The sequence below is a fragment of the Ensifer meliloti genome (genome assembly GCF_030064585.1).
Classification (GTDB): Bacteria; Pseudomonadota; Alphaproteobacteria; order Rhizobiales; family Rhizobiaceae; genus Sinorhizobium; species Sinorhizobium meliloti.
This window is the reverse complement of record NZ_CP120366.1, coordinates 824,995-844,269: the sequence shown is the minus strand read 5'-3', so window position 1 is coordinate 844,269 and position 19,275 is coordinate 824,995. Positions and strand designations below refer to the sequence as shown.

21 protein-coding genes and 2 pseudogenes are annotated in these 19,275 nt (G+C 60.2%); 11 read left to right on the top strand and 12 right to left on the bottom strand.

Features of this window, described 5'->3' with window-relative positions; genetic code table 11:
* Window positions 1-31: 31 nt before the first annotated feature.
* Window positions 32-514 carry a transcription elongation factor GreA gene (greA, locus tag PZL22_RS28585; protein WP_010967080.1) on the bottom strand — a complete coding sequence of 161 codons (483 nt, stop codon included), beginning with the start codon at window positions 512-514 and terminating at the stop codon, window positions 32-34.
* Between the two features lie 183 nt (window positions 515-697).
* On the opposite strand from greA, the pseudogene PZL22_RS28580 reads away from it, so the two are divergent.
* Window positions 698-1,410: pseudogene (locus PZL22_RS28580) on the top strand (DUF6065 family protein).
* A 251-nt stretch (window positions 1,411-1,661) separates the two neighbouring features.
* On the top strand, window positions 1,662-2,051 hold the full coding sequence (locus tag PZL22_RS28575; protein ID WP_015242659.1) for a hypothetical protein: 390 nt from the start codon (window positions 1,662-1,664) through the stop codon (window positions 2,049-2,051).
* 5 nt (window positions 2,052-2,056) lie between these two features.
* Here the strand turns inward: PZL22_RS28575 and PZL22_RS28570 are convergent, their stop codons facing one another.
* Complete coding sequence (locus PZL22_RS28570; protein ID WP_010967077.1) at window positions 2,057-2,842, bottom strand: anti-sigma factor family protein; 786 nt, start codon at window positions 2,840-2,842, stop codon at window positions 2,057-2,059.
* A complete protein-coding gene (locus PZL22_RS28565; RefSeq protein ID WP_010967076.1) occupies window positions 2,839-3,381 on the bottom strand; it encodes an RNA polymerase sigma factor in 543 nt (180 codons plus the stop codon). The genes PZL22_RS28570 and PZL22_RS28565 overlap by 4 nt, the downstream gene beginning before the upstream one ends.
* A 142-nt stretch (window positions 3,382-3,523) precedes the next feature.
* Here PZL22_RS28565 and PZL22_RS28560 point away from each other — a divergent pair, with 142 nt between their 5' ends.
* Window positions 3,524-4,924: a S8 family serine peptidase gene (locus tag PZL22_RS28560; RefSeq protein WP_127701467.1), complete on the top strand. Its 1,401-nt coding sequence runs from the start codon at window positions 3,524-3,526 to the stop codon at window positions 4,922-4,924.
* A gap of 279 nt (window positions 4,925-5,203) precedes the next feature.
* Window positions 5,204-5,691: pseudogene (locus PZL22_RS28555) on the top strand (VOC family protein).
* Window positions 5,692-5,766: 75 nt separating this feature from the next.
* Here the strand turns inward: PZL22_RS28555 and PZL22_RS28550 are convergent.
* Together PZL22_RS28550 and PZL22_RS28545 are read right to left on the bottom strand one after the other, a co-directional pair.
* Complete coding sequence (locus PZL22_RS28550) at window positions 5,767-7,968, bottom strand: putative bifunctional diguanylate cyclase/phosphodiesterase (RefSeq protein ID WP_284718812.1); 2,202 nt, start codon at window positions 7,966-7,968, stop codon at window positions 5,767-5,769.
* Window positions 7,969-8,059: 91 nt separating this feature from the next.
* Window positions 8,060-10,072 (bottom strand): AI-2E family transporter, encoded by a 2,013-nt coding sequence (locus PZL22_RS28545; protein WP_010967072.1) that lies wholly within the window; start codon window positions 10,070-10,072, stop codon window positions 8,060-8,062.
* A 247-nt stretch (window positions 10,073-10,319) separates the two neighbouring features.
* Between PZL22_RS28545 and PZL22_RS28540 the strand changes: the two genes are divergently transcribed.
* Together PZL22_RS28540 and PZL22_RS28535 are read left to right on the top strand one after the other, a co-directional pair.
* Window positions 10,320-10,634 (top strand): PepSY domain-containing protein, encoded by a 315-nt coding sequence (locus PZL22_RS28540; RefSeq protein ID WP_010967071.1) that lies wholly within the window; start codon window positions 10,320-10,322, stop codon window positions 10,632-10,634.
* A gap of 40 nt (window positions 10,635-10,674) precedes the next feature.
* Window positions 10,675-11,280 carry a general stress protein gene (locus tag PZL22_RS28535; RefSeq protein ID WP_010967070.1) on the top strand — a complete coding sequence of 202 codons (606 nt, stop codon included), beginning with the start codon at window positions 10,675-10,677 and terminating at the stop codon, window positions 11,278-11,280.
* Between the two features lie 109 nt (window positions 11,281-11,389).
* On the opposite strand, the gene PZL22_RS28530 is transcribed toward PZL22_RS28535, so the two are convergent.
* The 4 genes from PZL22_RS28530 to PZL22_RS28515 form a co-directional block, all read right to left on the bottom strand.
* A complete protein-coding gene (locus PZL22_RS28530) occupies window positions 11,390-11,677 on the bottom strand; it encodes a hypothetical protein (protein ID WP_003525305.1) in 288 nt (95 codons plus the stop codon).
* The gene (locus PZL22_RS28525) at window positions 11,677-12,744 is read right to left on the bottom strand and encodes a fatty acid desaturase (protein ID WP_010967069.1); all 1,068 of its coding nucleotides are present in this window, start codon (window positions 12,742-12,744) and stop codon (window positions 11,677-11,679) included. The genes PZL22_RS28530 and PZL22_RS28525 overlap by 1 nt, the downstream gene beginning before the upstream one ends.
* A gap of 85 nt (window positions 12,745-12,829) precedes the next feature.
* On the bottom strand, window positions 12,830-13,210 hold the full coding sequence (locus tag PZL22_RS28520; RefSeq protein ID WP_013845131.1) for a DUF6481 family protein: 381 nt from the start codon (window positions 13,208-13,210) through the stop codon (window positions 12,830-12,832).
* A gap of 120 nt (window positions 13,211-13,330) precedes the next feature.
* A complete protein-coding gene (locus PZL22_RS28515) occupies window positions 13,331-13,540 on the bottom strand; it encodes a cold-shock protein (protein WP_010967067.1) in 210 nt (69 codons plus the stop codon).
* A gap of 613 nt (window positions 13,541-14,153) precedes the next feature.
* On the opposite strand from PZL22_RS28515, the gene PZL22_RS28510 reads away from it, so the two are divergent.
* The 5 genes from PZL22_RS28510 (at window position 14,154) to PZL22_RS28490 (ending at window position 17,087) form a co-directional block, all read left to right on the top strand.
* Window positions 14,154-14,471, top strand: coding sequence for a co-chaperone GroES (locus PZL22_RS28510; RefSeq protein WP_010967066.1), 318 nt, complete (start codon window positions 14,154-14,156; stop codon window positions 14,469-14,471).
* A 47-nt stretch (window positions 14,472-14,518) separates the two neighbouring features.
* Complete coding sequence (gene groL, locus PZL22_RS28505; RefSeq protein ID WP_010967065.1) at window positions 14,519-16,153, top strand: chaperonin GroEL; 1,635 nt, start codon at window positions 14,519-14,521, stop codon at window positions 16,151-16,153.
* A 79-nt stretch (window positions 16,154-16,232) separates the two neighbouring features.
* The gene (locus PZL22_RS28500) at window positions 16,233-16,616 is read left to right on the top strand and encodes a hypothetical protein (protein WP_010967064.1); all 384 of its coding nucleotides are present in this window, start codon (window positions 16,233-16,235) and stop codon (window positions 16,614-16,616) included.
* A gap of 70 nt (window positions 16,617-16,686) precedes the next feature.
* A complete protein-coding gene (locus PZL22_RS28495; protein ID WP_010967063.1) occupies window positions 16,687-16,854 on the top strand; it encodes a hypothetical protein in 168 nt (55 codons plus the stop codon).
* 89 nt (window positions 16,855-16,943) lie between these two features.
* The gene (locus PZL22_RS28490; protein ID WP_003525318.1) at window positions 16,944-17,087 is read left to right on the top strand and encodes a hypothetical protein; all 144 of its coding nucleotides are present in this window, start codon (window positions 16,944-16,946) and stop codon (window positions 17,085-17,087) included.
* Window positions 17,088-17,138: 51 nt separating this feature from the next.
* On the opposite strand, the gene PZL22_RS28485 is transcribed toward PZL22_RS28490, so the two are convergent.
* From PZL22_RS28485 to PZL22_RS28475, 3 genes are all read right to left on the bottom strand, one after another.
* Entirely contained in the window at window positions 17,139-17,666 is a 528-nt protein-coding gene (locus PZL22_RS28485) for a c-type cytochrome (protein ID WP_284718726.1), read from the bottom strand.
* Between the two features lie 226 nt (window positions 17,667-17,892).
* The gene (locus PZL22_RS28480) at window positions 17,893-18,231 is read right to left on the bottom strand and encodes a chaperone modulator CbpM (RefSeq protein ID WP_010967061.1); all 339 of its coding nucleotides are present in this window, start codon (window positions 18,229-18,231) and stop codon (window positions 17,893-17,895) included.
* Window positions 18,228-19,145 (bottom strand): DnaJ C-terminal domain-containing protein, encoded by a 918-nt coding sequence (locus PZL22_RS28475; protein ID WP_010967060.1) that lies wholly within the window; start codon window positions 19,143-19,145, stop codon window positions 18,228-18,230. Before PZL22_RS28475 ends, PZL22_RS28480 begins: the two co-directional genes overlap by 4 nt.
* Window positions 19,146-19,275 lie beyond the last annotated feature (130 nt).

The following is a 19,275-nucleotide window of genomic DNA, read 5'->3' as shown; positions in this document are numbered from 1 at the left end:
GTCGCGCCCGTATGCCGGAGACATCGGCGCTTTATGAGATGGCTAGGATTTCGAGCTCCTGATCGCCGACACTGGCGACGTCCCCGACAGATTTGCCCATGAGAACCCTTGCCACCGGGGACACGTAGGAGATCGACCCGGCCTTTGGATCGGCTTCATCCTCTCCGACGATCCGGTATTTCTGCACCCGCCCGTCATCACGGCTGAAGGTGACGGTGCTTCCAAAGGCGACTACATCAAAAGAAGCCGGATCGGGGACAAGCTGAGCCGTTCGAACTCTTTCCGCGAAGTAGCGCAGCTCACGCAAGGGGCCGGCCGACTGCCGCCGCCGCTCGTTCACGTCCTCGATCGTGCTTGTGGCATCGAAGGCTTCGCGAGCCTGTTGGAGGTGCAATTCCAGAGCCTTCAATCCCGTTTCGGTGACAAGGTTCGGATGGGGTGAGATCGGCCGGTCAGGCAACAGTGTTTCCGAGGCCGTTTCGGCACTTTCTTCCTTGATGAAGGCAACGCTCATCGGCGAACTCCGTTTAGACGTGGCGCTCTCTTCGTACGGAGCGATCGCACGTTATTTTCTCGGAACTATATACGGCGATGATAGGAGCCGACAGTGTCGAGTTTCTGCTCATTCTCCCCCCCCCCGACGGAATAGAAGCCTCTCCGTTCCGTTACTCCCGGGCCATTCAACGGGAGAAGCGGGATGTTAAGTTTCCTGAAGAAAGATCCGCAGGTCATTCGGTTTGTCTGCCATCCGGAAGACGATGGCGTCATCGCGCCGCCGCTACCGGCCAAATCGGTTCTGCCGGATTGGTTCCGCCGGCTGCCGGCGGTCGACAAAGGGCACCTGTCGGCAACCAACAACGGTCTGACCGTCAAACGCTGCATGCCCTTTCTCGATGCTATGACCACCGGCTGGATTCTGCCGATCGCCGCTACGGTGCGCCTTGACGTCAAGGATGACGGCCGCAGCGTCGATGCAGGCTGGGAGTTCGACCGGGTGATGGTCAGCAACCACGGCGCCCACCAGGTGCGGGCAATCCGAAAGAGCCCTCCCCGCCCTGCAAGTTTCACAATTACTGGTCGATCCGCACGCCGCCGGGATGGAGTTGCCTGTTTCTGCCGCCGCTAAACCGCCCCGGACAGCCCTTCGAATGTGTAGCGGGCATTGTCGATACGGACAGCTATAGCGCTCATATCCATTTTCCGTTCTTCGCGACGGCGCCGGATGGCCTTCACGTCGTCGAAAAGGGAACGCCGCTTGTACAGGTGATACCCTTCCGCCGTGCCGATGCGGCGGTCACGGCAGAAATCCGCGCCGAAACCCGCGCGGAAGCTACCGAGCGCGAGGCAATCCATCGGAACACCCTCGCCGGAGAAGGCTGGTATCGCAAGTCGGCGCGCGCCGCGCGCTAGAGCACTTCCAGGAAGGTACGTGGCGATTTTCCGTCCACAAGTGCATAACTTCAAAGGGTTAGAGGGCTAGAGCGTTCCATGTCTCGATGAACAGGGAAACACTCTAAACGGTCCGATCAGACAAGAGAGCGGGGGCCGGAATGTCCGGCCCCCGCTCTCTTGTCGCACCTTCAACTTTTCCGCAATCTCAGCGCCCTGTGTGCCACAGCTTGCCTGGACGGTACGACCGGTCTGACCGGTTCGAGCTCGAATTGGACGAACGATTCGAGGAGGAGTTCGACGAGCTGTTCGAGGATGAATTAGAGCTCGAATTCGAGGAACTGTTGGACGAAGAGTTGGAACTCGAATTGCTGGAGGAGTTGGAACTCGAATTGGATGAGCTGTTGCCGGCGACTATGATCTCGCCGTCGGTCCGGCCCGTCTGGGCGGTTTGCGTCGAAGTGCGATCCACGCCGGGAAATAAGGGGGCATATTCCCTTGCTTCGGCGGCAGAGCCCACGAATGCCGCCAGGCCGGCAGCGATTGCCTTGTTCGTCCAGTTCTTTGCCATCTCATCTACTCCTTGTGAAAACCGGACCGGTTCTTCGGTCCGCAGGAGTAACGGCCGGTGCGCGCCTCTATTCCATGATCGCAATTTTTGATGCACTTACCGTTGCGCACCTTGGAGTTCGCTGAGGGCTCTGGCCTCTTCCGCTGCCTCGAGCGGCGCCCCTGCATCGATCGCGGTCAGATAGGCGTCGAGCGTTTCCGTGGAAGATGCAGGAGCATAACCGCCGGTGGCTCCGGGTGCGATGACGGCGAACGTCACGCGCCACTCTGACCCGGCGCGGCAGGCAACCGAAACCACTGTTGAGCGATCGTCCGAGTCCAGCTCGAACTCGCGGCACAGCGCCTGCGCATTGTCACGGAATGTCGCAATCGCCCGGAAACGTTGGTCGGAACCTGGCAACCGCCGTTCCTCGCCTGCGGCGACCGTGGCGAGCGCCTCGTCAAGCGCAGGGCTGCCGATGGCGGCAACGCCCAAGCCACCCTCGATCGGCGCCTCGACACTTCCCCGCAGCCAATATCCGCCGAACCCCGCAACGACAGCCGCCAGAGAGGCGGCGACGGGAGCGAGCCATCGACTTCTGTGAGATTCGTTCGCAGCGCGGCGCGGGAAAGGCAGGATGCCCGCGCCCGATACCGAAGGTGGCGACGTCTTCTCCATCACCATTCTTTCGACCGCACGCTTGAGCTCGGAAGGTACCGGCTCATCGAGCAGCGGCTCCATAGCGGCCTTGGCCGCATGACGCGTTTCGATGAAGAGTGCCACCCGCGCGACCAGCGCATCATCCGTTTCCATCGCTCGTTCTACTTCGGCAGCAGTCCCGGTATCGAGCTCGCCGTCGGCGAACCGCATCAGTATCTCATCCGAGAAGTCGGCTCTTGTCATTCGTTTGCGCCCTTCATTGACTGAGAACGTCCGGTCGCCTGTGTTATTCCGGCAGCCTCGGCCAAACTCCTGCGTGCCCTCATCAGTCGGCTCATGACCGTACCGATTGGAATACCCATCACATCGGCCGCTTCGCGATAGGATAGCTCCTCGACGCAGACCAGAAGAACCACCTCCCGCTGCTCGTCCGGCAATTCGGTGATCGCCTCCGCGACGGTCTTGAGGGTCAGCCGCGCTTCGGTTTCACGCTCGCCAGATGAACCGGCGATGTCATGACGCTCGGTGATATCGTCCTGCACGCCTGCGGTCTTCTGTCGGCGCACCTGGTCGATCCAGAGATTGCGCAGGATACGGAATATCCAAGCATCAAAGCGCGTGCCCGGCTCGAAGCGCTCGGCACTGGCGAGTGCCCGCTCGCAGGCCGACTGCACGAGATCATCGGCAACATCACGCGAGCCGCAGAGCGAGATGGCGAAGCGGCGCAGATTGGGCAGGAACGCCATGAGGCGTTCGCCGACATCTTTCACCGCATTGCTCATCTCCCGAAACTCCGCAATTTGGCTAGAAGAGGGAATAGACCGACGACTCAGCCGTTCTGACACAATCTACAGGTAGCGGTCTCATCGTCCAATGAATGCGCTATCCTCCTATGAGCCTGACCTAGCCGATTGAGGTTTTCGGATGCTGACCAAGTTGAAACTGGCTCTGATCGCTCCCATTGCTGCAATCGCACTCCTATCCGGCGACATCCTGGGTCCCGGAAACATGATTGTGCGTGAAGTGATCGGGACCGGTCTCGCCCTGGCCGATGACGACGACGATGACGGTGGGAGTGGCGGCAACCGCGGATCGGGTGGTTCCGGCCGCTCCGGCTCCTACGGCGCCGGCGCCGGATGGAGTGGCGGCAAGAGCCTGTTTCCATTCCGAGAGTTCCTGCCACGTCGAAGCATCCCGCGGCGCTCTCGCGCAGCCGCACCCGCTGCGCCGATACGAGCGCCCGATGAGATCGTCGGGCTGGGTTTCAGTCCGACGGAACTCGGCGAGTTGACAGCCACGGGCTTCGAGGTCCTCGAACGAAACACGATGACGTCATTCAACGCCGAGGTGATCAAGCTTCGCATTCCCCGCGGGCTGACTCTGGAAGCCGCTCGGCAGCGGGCGCGCGCCGCGGCCCCTCAGGCGGTGATCGACTTCAACCATTATTTCCGGCCGGAGCAGCATCCCGATGCCCCGTGCGTCACGAGCGACTGCCTGGCACGCGACGTGATCGGCTGGCCCTCCGCTCAGACCGGGCTTAGCAATTGCGCGGCCGGCGTGCGGATCGGCCTTGTCGATACAGCGATCAATCCCGATCACCTCGCATTCGAGGCTCGCAACATAGAGATCGTCCGTCTCGTCGAGGAAGAATTGCCGGAGTCGGGCAGACAGCACGGCACCGCTGTCGCGGCTTTGCTTGTCGGCTCAGCCAGCAGCCGCACGCCGGGCCTGATACCGGGTGGCAAGCTCATCGCCGTGGACGCGTTTCACCGGGGGGAACGGCAAGACGACCGCTCCGCCGCCTTCGATCTCGCGCGCGCACTGGACCTCCTCACTCGGCGTCAGGTTCAGGTTATCAATCTCAGTCTTGCCGGCCCGCCCAATCTCCTGCTCGAACAGGCGGTCATGAAGGCGGGGGAGCGCGGCATCATAATGGTCGCCGCCGCTGGCAATGACGGTCCGAAAGCCGAGCCCGTCTATCCGGCTGCCTATGAAGAGGTCATTGCCGTCACCGCGACCGATAGACGCAAACGGCCTTACAGGCGCGCCGGACGCGGGGAGCATATCGACTTCGCTGCCCCTGGTGTGGCCGTCTGGACAGCAGCCTCGGTCAGCGGCGCGCGTCCGAAGACGGGAACCTCGTTCGCGGCACCTTTCGTGACCGCGGCGGTGGCGATGATGAAGGCATCTGAACCGGACCTCGCTCCGGAAATGATCCACAGCAGGCTGTCAGGACACGCCGAAGATCTCGGAGATCCGGGAAAGGATGCGGTCTTCGGCTGGGGCCTTTTGAACGCGCGAGCGATTTGTAAAACGAAGTCCTGAGTTAAGCAGGTTTGGTCTGGTGAAAGGCGGTGACCCTCACGATAAGGACCATTCGGCGCCTGCCTGCCGGGCCACTGCGCAACAGCGCCATAGCGCTGCTTGACGATACTGGCAGCGTTGCGGGGCAATGCCCGGCTTTTCTTGCGGGCGGATTGAATACTTTATGTACCCGTGCGACTTTCGAAACGCATAACGAGAGCATCTTCCTGAGGTATCTCTGCGCATCAGCGGCCCGGGCGGGTGATTTCCGAACGTTCGCGGCTTGCGACCCGAAGCCCTATGTTTTCAAAGCGAAAGGACCACGCAATGGCAAAGAATACGATTTGCCTCTGGTATGATAAGGACGCCGAGGCTGCCGCTCGTTTCTACTGCGAGATCTTTCCTGACAGCATGGTGAGTGCCGTGCACCCGCACCCGGTGAATACCCCGCGGGCAAAGAGGGCGACGTGTTGACGGTCGACTTCACCGTTGCGGGTATTCTCAATGGGGGTCCCGCGTTCAAGCACAACGAGGCCTTCTCGTTCCAGATCGCCACCGACGATCAGGAGGAGACCGATCGCTACTGGAATGCCATCGTCGGCAATGGCGGCCAGGAAAGCGCCTGCGGCTGGTGCAAAGACAAGTGGGGGATCTCCTGGCAAATCACTCCGCGCGTGCTGGCTGAGGCGATGGCGGCCGGCGGCGACGAAGCAAAGCGCGCGTTCGAGGCCATGATGACCATGAAGAAGATCGACGTCGCCGCGATCGAGGCGGCGCGGCGCGGCTGATGCTCCATCGCGACTGCGGCCCAGTTTGCGGCAAGAGCGTGTCCGCTCGTCCCTTTAGGGACGCTCGGGCCAAAATCATGAGCGTGAGCTAGAAGAGGTTCCTTGAGCCTTATCTGCGCCAAGAAGTTGACGAAGTGAATTCTTCGACATCGGCCTGGACAAATGGAATCCCTGCAATTCGTCACAGCCCAGCTTGCGCAGGATCTCGCTCTGCTCCTCGGTTTCCACGCCTTCGGCGGTGATGCGCAGGCCTTTCGCATGTGCGATGCCGACGATGGACTGCACGACCGCCACACCACCACCGGGCCGGTCGAAGGCGTGGACGAAAGAGCGATCGATTTTGATCCGGTCGACCTCCAGGCGCTGCAACCGCCCAAATGAAGAGAATCCCGTACCGAAATCGTCAAGTGCGAACTTGACGCCGAACTCGCGTAGTGCCGTGATGTTTTTTTCGCAGACGCCGGCTTCGTCAAGGAGAGCAGTTTCGGTGATCTCGAGCTCCAGTCTCGACGGCTCGATCCCGAACTGGCGCAGCAGTGAGAGAACTTGAGCAGCATAATGGCGCTGTGCAAGCTCGACCGCCGAGACGTTGACTGCAATGTCGAGACCCGGAAATTCACGCGCGGTAGAACAGGCTTCCTTCAGCACGAACGCGCCGAGCCGATCGATGAGGCCGGCAGTCTCCGCAAGCGGAACGAAGGCATCCGGTGCTATAGGGCCTTTGCTCGGATGCCGCCAGCGAATGAGAGCTTCCAGCGAGCTTATCTCGTGCGACTGCGCAGAATATACGGGCTGATAGAAGACTTCGAGCTGATTGCCGGCGTCCAGCGCCGCACGCAGATCCTGTTCCAGGTCCCGTTTCGTTCTGATCAGTTCGTCCATATGAGGACCAAAGACTGCGTAGCGGTTCCGCCCGGCCGATTTGGCGTGGTAAAGCGCGATATCGGCCTTCCGCGTGATCTCGATGGGGTCGGCGTCATTTCCGGTCGCGACCGCCACACCTATCGAAAGCCCGATGAGAATGGGCTGTCCGTCTATCTCGAAAGGTCGGCGGATTGCAGCGATCAGCGCGTCACAGAGTTTCTCCACCTCGTCCTGGCGGGTACGCGCGACGATGATGGTAAACTCATCACCACCAATTCTGGAAATAGCGGCACCAGCAGCGGTTTCCTTAAGCCGCTTCGCGACCTCGACCATCAGCCGATCGCCAACGGGATGGCGGAGTGTGTCGTTCACTTGCTTGAAGCGGTCGAGATCGAGATACAGAAGAGCATTGGCTTGATCGATTGTCGACGTCGCGACGACCCGCGCCAGCAACCGGTTGAAAGACGCACGGTTGGCGAGCCCGGTCAACGGATCGTGACGCGCCAGATGGTCGAGCTCCGCCTGGCTTTCCTGCAGGCGTCTCGACCGCCTCCGCAGTACGACACTGAGCGCGCTCGTGAGGGCAAAAAGGAGGGCGCCGGCGACGAGAAGCACAGGCGCCGTGGCCTTCATCACATCGGCACCGGGTCTGAACGGGAGCCAGGAGAAATATCCTATCGTTTCTCGGGATGATGAAACGATCGGAGCATAGGACCGCTGTCGACCGAGTTCCGGCAAAACAGAAAAGCGCAGGTCCTCAAAACCATAATCGTCACCGAGATGCGTCAGGAAATCGCCGTCGAGAAAACGGGCCGCTAAGTGGAGATATTCCCTGCCGGGCTCCTGAACAATATCACCGGTGTCCGACACGATCGGCTTCACGCTGATAATCGCCGGGCGGCCCCCGATGCGAACCAGATCGCTCTCGCCGATGGACAGCACCTGCTCGCTCGTTCCTCCCTCGTCGCCTGCTGCGAGCCGCTCTTGCAGCTTGGCGATGAGCGGCATTGCTTCGGGTCCTATCTCGCTGAAAGCTTCCTGCTCGTTGGTCTGGCCGGCAAGAAAGGCGTATAACGGCTTACGATCCGGACTGATCACGAATGCGCCGTCGTGTCGGAAATAGCTGTTCATCCAGCTACCCAGGTTAGAATCGACCCACCGCGGATCCCATTCCTGCGACACTTTTCTGACGGCGTCATCCCAAACGGTGACACTCTCCTGATCATGGGCGATGCTACCTTGCATCTTCGAGATGACAAGCTCGACGAGGTGTTGCTGCCGCTTCACCGCCACAGCGTCCGATTGCTGCGCCGACCAGCGGACGGCCAGGTATATGCCTCCCATCAAGGCCATTGCGATGGCCAAGGGCAGCATCCACCTGAAAACCGCGACTTTGCCAGCCACAAACCTCATCCGCACTCCTCCTGATAGGCTGCTCATCAATGAGCTGAACGTCTTAAAACGCCGTAAGTAAGCTCCGCACGTGCCGGCGGCATCTTATGATCTAGTCCGCTTTGACCGTGCTTTCCGTGTCCGTACGTTTGCTTCTCCGCATGGCGTATCCCGGTGCGATCTTTGGATGGGCGAGTTTCAAAGATCGAGGCAATTCGTCTGAAAGCGCCTCGCGGACGGCGTCGCCCATCCCGAATACCACGAAGTCTGCCTGCAGCGATTCAATAAGTTGGTCTCTTTCGGTTGTTCCCGGCCGGCCATCCTCTTTCCAAAGAACAATCCCGACGCGCGCCGCTGGCGCAATACGTTTCAGTCGACGTACGGTAAACTTGGCATGTCTCATGAAATCCTGGTCGAGAACGCTCAAGACGACCGCGTTGCGCCCCTCGAGCTGCAGTGCCTTTATGTTGCCCGCCTTGAGGACTTCGTGAGTGGCATGGGCCGCATCCGCGCCCTGAATCCAAAGGGTCTGGGCGAGCATTGATGCGGTAACGTCATCGAGATCACTGCGCCCTCCGACGCACAGGACGGACTTTCCGTCGCCGGGGGGAAGATCATATTCCTCTGCATCATCATTATCATCATCACTTTCCTGCGCTTCCGTGCTCGTTTCCTCCTCCCCTTCCTCTTCGCCGGCAATCTCCTCGAGATTGGCGATGAGGGTGTTCGCACTCTGGGCAATCTGAGCCGCCTGGGTATTCGTCAGGGCGCCCCGGGCGCGGTCCCGCTCTGCCAGGAGCAGTGCGGGGATAGCAACCGTGTCGTAGAACTCGACGAGATACTTCTCCTGCAGCATGTCTTCCGCATTGTCCGTCGCCTCATCCGGATCTCCGGCGAGCAGACGCTGATAGAGGCGCTCCTTCGGATCGAGCACGGGCTCATTGCCCAGCAGAATCTCCAGAAATTCGAACTGCGGGACGTGACGACCGAGAACGACAAGGCACACCGTCAGCGGCGTCGACAGCACCAATCCGACCGGCCCCCAGAGCCATGCCCAGAAGATCGCCGCGACGATGATCGCAAGCGGCGACAGTCCGGTGCGGGAACCGTAAAGCCAAGGCTCGACGACATTGTTGCTCAAGAGTTCAAGGACAATGAACAAGGCTGCCGTCCAAACGAGCAGACTCCATCCAGGTGCGGCGGCAAACGCGAGGAACAACGGCAGAGCCGCAGCGATCACAGGTCCGATATAGGGGACAAAGCGCAGTACGATGGCGAGCATCCCCCAGAGGACCGCATTGGGTATGCCGAGAAGCGAGAGGCCGATGGCCAGCGGAATGCCGTAGGTGATGTTCACGACCAACTGCATGAGCAGATACCGGCCGACACGAGCACCCGCGTCCTGAAGTGCCTCGGTCGTTCGATGCAGGTCACCGTAGCCGACCAGCCGAATGAAACGGTCGCGCAGCTCCTCCCTCTCGAGCAGCATGAAGATGACCACGACGATGACGAGGCCGGTCGTTGCCAACGGGCCAAGCAGAGGATTGATGATGTTCTTCAGTGTCTCGATCGGCCGCTGTGGAGAGAAAATCTCCACGAGCAGCGGCTTGGTCTCCGGCGTCGGTTCGGGTGAGGCGCGCACCTCGGGTTCGGGCCGGCTGATCTCCGTGCTGATCCTCTCTATGACGCGGCCAATGCGCTCAAGGATCTGGCTTTCCGATCCGGTCTCCTTCAGCGTCCTGACCTTCTCGACGATGTTGTACTGATAGGTCGGCAGGTTCTGAGCCACCTCGCTCACCTGCATCGCTATGACCACACCGAATGCGGACAGGAACAGAAAAGCTGTCGTCACCGTGCCGATGACGGCCACCGAACGGGGACAACCGACGCGACGCAGCCTCGAAACCAGCGGCGCGAGAGCAAAGGTGAGCAGAATGGCGATAGCCAGCGGCAGGAACACGTCCCGGGCGAAATAGAGCACGGCAACCGCGGCGGCGGTCGCGACGAGCGTCGGTAGACGTGACGGCTGCGCCGCGGCTGCTGAGCCGCGCGCGAAGGCGATTTGCTGCAATCCGCCTGCGGTTGCAGCACGATCCTGGTCAATGCCACGCGAGAACTTCAGCACCGCACCCTCCACCACATCACCCAACGGTCGACCTGGTTGCGACCAGCAGGCAAGAAACTTGTTCGCAAGTAGGTAGGGCAGTGTTGGACGCCGCCCAGCAGATGCTCCGTTGCAAGGAACCGCAGCGGTTGCCTTTTCTCCAAGCCGCCCACCAGCATGGTAGCCGTAGCATCGCGGGGGAACCAATCTCCGTCCGGCGTGTTTCTGGGACGGGGGATCAATCGCGGTCTTCTGAAGAGGTAACCACATGAAAAACATAATCATTGTCGCGGCAGCACTAATGAGTGCCGCGACCACGGCATCACTCGCGCAAACGACACCTTCATCGGAAGGAGAAACGCCTGCAGTAGCAACGCCCGATTCGCAGAACCCGACGGCACCGGTCGAAGGGGCAAACAGCTTCACCGAAGCGCAAGCCAAGGAACGGATCGAAGAGGCCGGATATACCGACGTCAGCGGATTGAAGCTCGATGACAAGGGAGTGTGGCAGGCAACTGCGATGAAGGAGGGCAAATCCGTTTCGGTCGCGCTCGACTACCAGGGCAACGTAACAGCGCAGTAACACCCCACAGGCTTCCTCCAAACGCAAAGGGAGAACGAATATGAGAACTGTAACAGGGCTCTTTGATGACTATGGCGATGCTCGCGAAGCCGTAAGCGATCTGGAAGCGGCAGGCGTACCTTCGGATGACATCAGCATTGTCGCGAACAACATTGGCGATCGATACTCGACCGATGGCTCGAACGCGGCGGAAGGCGCGGGTACCGGAGCCGGCCTAGGCGCTGCCGGGGGCGGCGTTGTCGGTCTTCTGACGGGGCTCGGTCTGATGGCCATCCCTGGGGTCGGCCCCGTAGTGGCTGCCGGGTGGCTTGCCTCCACTGCGGCCGGCGCTGCGGCGGGCGCAATCGCCGGTGGGGCAGCCGGAGGCCTGATCGGTGCACTGACGGAATCCGGGGTTGATGAAGAAGACGCCCATGTTTACGCCGAGGGCGTTCGCCGGGGGGGCACGTTGGTCACAGCAAGGGTCGAGGACAGTGTTGCACCACGAGCAGAAGCGATCCTGAAACAGCGGAAAATCGTGGACCCAGCGGCCCGCAGGAGCATCTATGCCCAGGAAGGATGGTCGCGATTTGACGAAAATGCCGACCCGTACACGCTCGATCAGGTCGATCGAGAGCGGGAGCGGTACCGCAGCATGATGCCGTAACGGCTGGCTTACGTCCCGCCGATGCGAGGGCGCGAGGACGGCCCGCCCTGCCGCCAGCGCTGAAGCATCGACTCAAATGGTGGCGCGCCCATGTCCCCTTGGGGCGTGCTTATTTGATCTTCAGAAGTAGCATCTTGCCGGCCATGGTGATGCCGTGAGCCGACTCCTCTGGCGGAACATCCGTATTCAGCGCTTTCACGAGCCTGTGGTCGCGCAGCTCGTTGAGAGTTGCGGTCGTCAGGAACTTGATCTTCTGAGGCCGTTCCTTGAAGCGGTCCTGTTTTGCATAGGTGACTTGAGCATTCAGGTGCGTCCATCTCTTCCCCGCCTGAGGATGGACGTCGCCGTCCTTAGCGAGCTTCAGACCGCGGATCTGGGTTGGCGTCAATTCAATCATTACTTCGTCTTTCGTCCATCTTCAGTAAGGGAGCGGCGCAGCGACCCAGCGGCGTCGTGGAATGAAACTAGCCTCCGGCGCCGGTCGTCCCAGAGCACGAGCCTGACGCATTTGAGGCTGTCCCACAGGGTGATCCGACCGATGCCGGCAAGTTGCGGATGGTCACGCAGTACTTCCGGCAGACGGTAGTACGGAATCCGGCTGGACAGGTGGTGCACGTGATGGATGCCGATATTGCCAGTGAGCCACCGCAGCACCGGCGGAAGATCGTAATGCGAGGCGCCATGCAGCGCCGCCTGGGGAAACCGCCAATCCTCGCCCGCCGACCAGTGGGTCTCCTCGAACTGGTGCTGCACATAAAAGAGCCAAACGCCGGCTGCACCTGCGAGCAGCACGACCGGAAGATGGATCAGGAGAAACGTTCCCAAACCGACGGCCCAAACCATCAAGGCGGCCAGCGTGACGATCGCAAAATTCGTCGCCATGGTCGAAATCCATGGCAGAGCACCCGAGTTCATCATTCCGAACGGCAGGCGCTGCTTGAACAGAAAGAGCCAGGCCGGCCCGATCCCGAACATGACAAGCGGGTGCCGGTACAGCCGGTAGCCGAGGCGTTTGATCGGCGAAAGGGCACAGTATTCGGTAATCGTCAGCGTGGTGATGTCACCAACCCCGCGTTCGTCGAGATTACCTGCAGTCGCATGATGGGCGGCATGCGCACGCCTCCAATAATCGTAAGGGGTCAGGGTCAGGACCCCGAGCAGGCGGCCGGTCCAGTCATCGAGCCCACGACGGGAGAAAAACGAGCCGTGGCCGCAATCGTGCTGGATCATGAACAATCGGAGCAGAAAGGCGCTGGCAGGAAGGATTGCAATCAGCCCGGGCCAGAAGCCGTTGGCCAGCGAAAAGCAGGCCGCTGCCCAGAAGATGGCGAAAGGGACGAGAGTGACGAACAGTTCGAAGGCGCTACGCCCCAGGCGGGGCTGCCGGTATTTAGCCAGCGTCTTCAACCACGCTCCAGCATTGTCTTCAACGAGTGAAGCGGGTGGATAGACATGTGCGCTCATTATAACCGGTCCGTTTTTCGCTCGCCCCGCGATCCTCCGCCAGGGCAACAGCTGCGCCCGTGGATCGGGTGCAGGTGTTGAAGTGTTACGCCCTACGGGCCTTGCGGGCGGCGTAACGGCGATCACGCTCTGCCTTGCGGGCCGCCTCGTCCGCCACGACGCGCGAGACCCGATTGGCGATTTCTGCCTGGCGGGCTTCGGCTTCAGCCCTTTGCTCGGCCTCGGCGGCCGCGGCCGACGCAGCGGCTTCTGCTAGGATTCGCTCGTTCTCGGCGGTCTTCAGCGCTTCGCGCTCGGCACGGCGGGCATCCCTGGCACGGCTAGCCGCTTCACGAGCAGCCAGTTTTTCCCGCATTTCAGGGTCGGTCGGCTTGGGAGCGGATGCAAATTTTGTCAGGAGCTGACGCTTTGCATCTGCTGCGGCATTGCGTCGTTCGGCAAAGCCGTTGTCGCTCGGGTGTCTCAATCGTTATTCCTTCGAATCGGTTGGTCGCGTAGAATGGGAAAAGGCCAGACATTCGCCTGGCCTCTTCGAACCTCTTGCCGCGATGCCAGTACATCCGTGGTCATCAGCGGCGAAAAAGCATCAGGCAGCGCGCAGCTGGCCTGCGGACATCTTGCCCGACTTATTGTCGCGCTCGAGCTCAAAGCCGAGCTTCTGACCTTCGACAATCGAATTCATGCCGGCGCGTTCAACAGCAGAGATGTGAACGAACACATCGGCGCTGCCGTCGTCAGGCGCGATGAAACCGAAGCCCTTGGTGGAATTGAACCATTTAACTGTGCCAGTGGTCATAACGAACCCTTTCTTAGCAACATAGATCACCGCTGGGCGACGCACAGCGGGGTTTCGACTTTTGAGAGAGGGAAGTTCGTCAAGAGACGCGCAAAGCGCAGCAAAACAAATATCGGCAAACAAAGTATCGATGCCCTTTCATAGACGAGAGCGGCGGCCACGTCAACTTTTTGTTTCCAGAAAAGTCGAATACAACTAGGGATAGCAGATCCGAAGGGTTACGTTCGTTCCCTGCCGGGGCATGCGCGATTAGAGCACTTCCAGGTGTAACGGTTTTCCGTCCGGAAATGCAAAGCTTCAAAGATTAGAGCGTTCCTTGTTAGATGAACGCGGCGTGCGTACCGAAAGTCGGCAAACGAGCTGAGTATACCGCTACGCTTCGACGCTTTTTCAACTAACTAACGTCACAGTCTCCTATCCGGCGTAAAAAGGAAATTCAGGTATGTCAAAATATTCCTTGTATTTTTACCCAACGGTTTGCGCGAAGTTCGGACACTAATTTCACGTCACGCCCAGCTTCGAATAATATTTCTTGGCACCTCTATTAATCGCGCGCTGGCGATGCTATTTAGGAGTTGCAGCCGCCCTATACGCTGGCCGCAGAAAGAATCCCATGACATTCCGCCCGCTCCTCGACCGCGTCGTCATCCGACGCGCCGAAGGTAACACTCAATCCAAGGGCGGGATCATCATCCCCGACACCGCCAAGGAAAAGCCCCAAGAGGGCGAAGTGATCGCCGTCGGTCCCGGCTCCCGTGACGAAAGCGGAAAACTTATCCCGCTCGACGTCAAGATCGGCGACACGATCCTGTTCGGTAAATGGTCCGGAACAGAGGTCAAGATCGATGGCGAAGACCTACTGATCATGAAGGAATCCGACATCATGGGCATCGTCGCGAACACCGTTCCGACCGCCGCCAATGCTGCCTGATCCGTCGGATTCCGACCCTTATCTCAAGCCCGAACTGGCCAAAAACAATGTCCGCCAAACAAATAGTCTTCTCCACTGACGCCCGCGATCGCCTGCTTCGCGGCGTGGAATTGCTCAACAATGCCGTCAAGGTGACACTCGGCCCAAAGGGCCGCAATGTCGTTATCGACAAGTCCTATGGCGCTCCACGCATTACCAAAGACGGCGTCTCTGTCGCCAAGGAAATCGAACTTGAAGACAAGTTCGAAAATATGGGTGCGCAGATGGTGCGCGCGGTAGCCTCGAAGACCAATGACCTTGCCGGCGACGGCACCACGACGGCGACCGTGCTCGCCGCGTCCATCTTTCGCGAAGGCGCCAAGCTGGTTTCGGTGGGCATGAACCCAATGGACCTAAAGCGCGGCATCGATCTTGGGGTTGCCGCTGTCCTCGCGGAAATCAAGGCGCGCGCGACGAAGGTCATCTCGTCGAGCGAGATCGCTCAGGTCGGCACGATCGCCGCCAATGGCGACGCCGGCGTCGGCGAGATGATCGCAAGGGCGATGGAGAAGGTTGGCAACGAGGGTGTCATTACCGTCGAAGAGGCCAGGACGGCCGATACCGAACTCGACGTCGTCGAGGGCATGCAGTTCGACCGCGGTTATCTCTCGCCGTATTTCGTGACCAATGCCGAGAAGATGCGCGTGGAACTGGAGGATCCCTACATCCTCATTCACGAGAAGAAGCTCGGCAGCCTGCAGGCTATGCTGCCTATCCTGGAGGCCGCGGTGCAGAGCGGGAAACCGTTGCTGATCATCTCCGAAGACGTCGAAGGCGAAGTGCTGGCGACGCTCGTCGTCAACAGGCTGCGAGGTGGCCTGAAGATCGCGGCAGTCAAGACGCCAGGTTTCGGCGACCGCCGCAAGGCCATGCTGGAAGACATTGCCGTTTTGACGGCCGGCCAGATGATCTCCGAGGATCTCGGCATCAAGCTTGAGAATGTCACGCTCGATATGCTTGGCCGCGCCAGGCGGGTGCTGATCGAGAAAGACACGACCACAATCATCGACGGCTCCGGCGACAAAGCCTCCATTCAGGCGCGCGTCAGCCAAATCAAGGCGCAGATCGAGGAGACGGCGTCCGACTACGACAAGGAAAAGCTGCAGGAGCGGTTGGCGAAACTCGCCGGCGGCGTCGCGGTCATCCGCGTCGGCGGCGCGACCGAGCTTGAAGTGAAGGAAAAGAAGGACCGCATCGACGATGCCCTGAACGCTACGCGCGCGGCGGTCGAAGAAGGCATCGTTCCCGGCGGCGGGGTGGCGCTGCTCCGAGCAAAATCGGCCCTTGTCGGTCTCACCGACGATAACGCCGACGTAACGGCAGGCATCTCGATCGTGCGCCGAGCCCTGGAAGCACCAATCCGCCAGATCGCCGACAATGCCGGTGTGGAAGGTTCGATCGTTGTCGGAAAGCTTGTCGACGGCAGGGATCACAACCAAGGGTTCGACGCACAGACGGAAACCTATGTCGATATGATCAAGGCCGGCATCGTCGATCCCGCCAAGGTCGTACGGACAGCATTGCGGGACGCTGGCTCGATCGCGTCACTTCTGATCACCGCCGAAGCCATGATCGCCGATATTCCCGAGAGAGGGTCTCCCCAAAGCACCGGAAACGGCGCCGTGGATAGTATGGGATACTGAGAGCAGCGCCTGAACCGTCCGGCCGGGTGGCCAGGCGGCGAAACTCGAACAACGACGGACGGGGAGACTTCCAGTGGCCATGCAGAACAGCAAGACGTCAATCACCCAGCAATTTGGCAGCTACAAGCCATCCAAGGCGATCCTCGTATGGGCGTGCGTCGCCACGGCAGCCGCGACGATGATCGTCGGCTTCAACTGGGGCGGGTGGGTGACCGGCGGCACGTCTCGCACAGCGGCAGCGGCCGCAGCCGACATTGCACGCGGCGAACTGGCATCCGCCATATGCGTCGAGCGGTTTAACGCCGCCCCGGACGCGGCCGCAAAACTGATCGAGTTCAAGGCAATCACTGACGGTTACAAGAAGCGTCAATTCGTGGAGGCCGGCGGTTGGGCGACGATGCCGGGCGAGACCGCACCCGACAGCCGCAGCGTTCAAGGTTGCGCCACCGCTCTCGCCATCTGAGGGCAAAGCATGAAAAGCGCTCCGGTGTTGGTTTGGAGCGCTCCCAATTATCAGATCAGGAGAACGTCAAATGATTCGTTTCGAGAGAAAGCCCGATCCGCAGCCCTCGCTGAAGGAAGCCGAAAACAAACGTACCAAGCAAATAAGCGAAGCCGCGAAGGAAGAGAACAAGAAATCGGGCACAACTGGAGCGCCGCGTCGCGCGCCTCAAGCGGCTGATGACGACCGGCTCATTTGAGAGCATATTGGACGCCTCGGCCGTTTCTCATTGGCCCGCCCCTATGGCGGGCCAGCTTCATCAAATTCAACGTCAAGAGGATCGCATCGATGGCTAAAGGACAAGTGAGAGGCAACCGCGAGGCGCGGAAGCCGAAAAAGGAAAAGGCGCCGGTGAAGGTAGAGACGAGCTTCACCAATCAGCTCAAGAATGCCGAGAAAAGCAGCCCACAGGGTGGCAAACACAAAGGCTGAGCCCAAGGGAACGGCGGTGGCGCTGGAAGACTTCGGAGCCGAGTGCAACGGCTATTTTGGCGCTGCGGCCGCGGTTTCGCCCGGTGGCAAGATCCTGAACATAAAGGTTGATACCTTTTCCCCTGGCTTAAACGGGCCCGGCACCTGATGGCTTACCGGCTTCAGGCTTTGAAGGAATGCTGCAATTGCGCCTGCGTCTTCTTCTGTGAGTTGCGCAAATGCGTGCCACGGCATGATCGGCGCCAGCATGCGGCCGTCGGGGCGCTGCCCGGTCTGAATGGCAGTCACAATCTGCTCCCTAGTCCAGCTGCCGATGCCGGTCTCCTTGTCGGGCGTGATGTTGCGACCGATGAAAACACCCTCCCCGGGAATTTCGAAGCCTACATCCGACCCGCCGAGAAAGCGTGAGCTGTCCGGCTTTCCGAAAAAATATCCCGGTGTGTGGCAGTCGTTGCAGCCGCCCATTGTGACGAGATATTCCCCTCGCGCAATTGCGGGATCGTCGGCAGCGGCCCCGAGAGGCTGTAGCCCAAAAGCAGAGGTGGCGAAACATGCGAACCCAATGCCCAACCGAAACATGCTTACCTCCCTGAGGCTCGCTGCTGAAGCAAACTGAATATCATAACGGCGTTGCCCTATATATTAGTCATTTTGAATTATCGGGAAGTCGACGAATCTTCCCTTTGGCTCATACTGACGGAGGTCGCACCAAGCGGCGACCACCTCCTCGGAAAGTGTGGCCAGTAGGGCGCTCCTGAGCCAGCGCCCTGCAGCGCCTTTGCGATAACAAATTACGATGTCGTAGCTAATGTTGCTGGCCAATAGGCGACAAGAGCGCCTGCTTCAATTGCTGGCGTACCTCATCAGGCTGCTCCAGCAGCGCAGTCGCGATTGTTCTAAGCTCCCGCCTCAGCCCATAGAGCTGATCCAGCAGCGCAAGGATGATCGGCACAGCGTCATCGTTGACGTTCATGTCGCGCCGGAGTTCACAAACCAGGCGGATGCGAGCGACGTCGACGTCGTCAAATGAGGGCCCGCGCTCGCCTTGAGCCGGCACGATCCAGCCGCTGTGCACCCACTGGCGCAGCTGTTTGCGGGTTACAATGTCGAACTGTTCAAGGACTTGCCTCTCCGTCAATTTCATGTGGCCCTCCCTAGAGCCTCGCGCGGGTCATAAGCGTGGCTCCGCCGCCACGTTTCCATGAATCGCTCGAGATCGGGATCGGTCGCCGTCGGCAGAACGACCTTCAGCGTAACACGCTGATCCCCGGCGGGGCCGTGTTGCGACTTCACCCCTTTGCCCCTCAGACGCAGGATGTCGCCCGTATTTGAACCCTTAGGGATGGTCATCGATACGCGGCCGGAGATCGTCGGCACTTCGATCTTTGCACCAAGCACAGCTTCATAAAGCGTAATTGGCAGATCTATTTCGATGTCGTTGCCTTCACGGCGGAAGACCGAGTGAGAACGGACACTAATTTCGATTAAGGCATCTCCGGGTTCCCCGCCAGCAATCCCCGGCGTCCCCTTGCCCCTCAGCCGCAGCGTGCTGCCATCACGTGTCCCAGCAGGAATGGCTAAGTCGAGCGTGTTACCGTCGGGAAAGGTGATGCGGCGTCGGGCGCCGTTTACCGCGTCAAGGAACTCGAGTTCGAGGTGATAATGACGGTCCTGCCCACGCGCCTTGAAACGGCCCCCTGCCCCGCCCTGCCCGAAAAGATCCGCGAAGATGTCCGACACATCTTCGAATTCACCAGTTCCGCCCGCTGATCCATACCGCCGTGCGTGGTCTGCATCGGCGTAGTGCCTGTAAAAGTGCTGCTGCGGCCGTTCAGCCCCCGATGCATCGATCTCGCCCCGGTCGAACCGGGCCCGCTGCTCGGGATCGCTCAGCAAATGGTAGGCTGCGGAAAGCGCCTTGAATTTGGTTTCCACCTCCTTGTCGCCTGGATGGAGATCTGGGTGCAGCTCCTTTGCGCGCTTGCGGTAGGCTTTGCGGATCTCATCCGGTTTGCCGGTACGCGGAACGCCGAGTATCTGATAGGGATCATCAGTCACCGAACACCTCCACCAATTTAACGGGCACGTCGAATGCACGGCCGCGGCAAACTGCGCGTCAACATTTCTGTTTAATTTAGCCCGCAGGAAAAGGTGCGCAAGATTGAGACGACGGCAGCGTAGCGGGTCA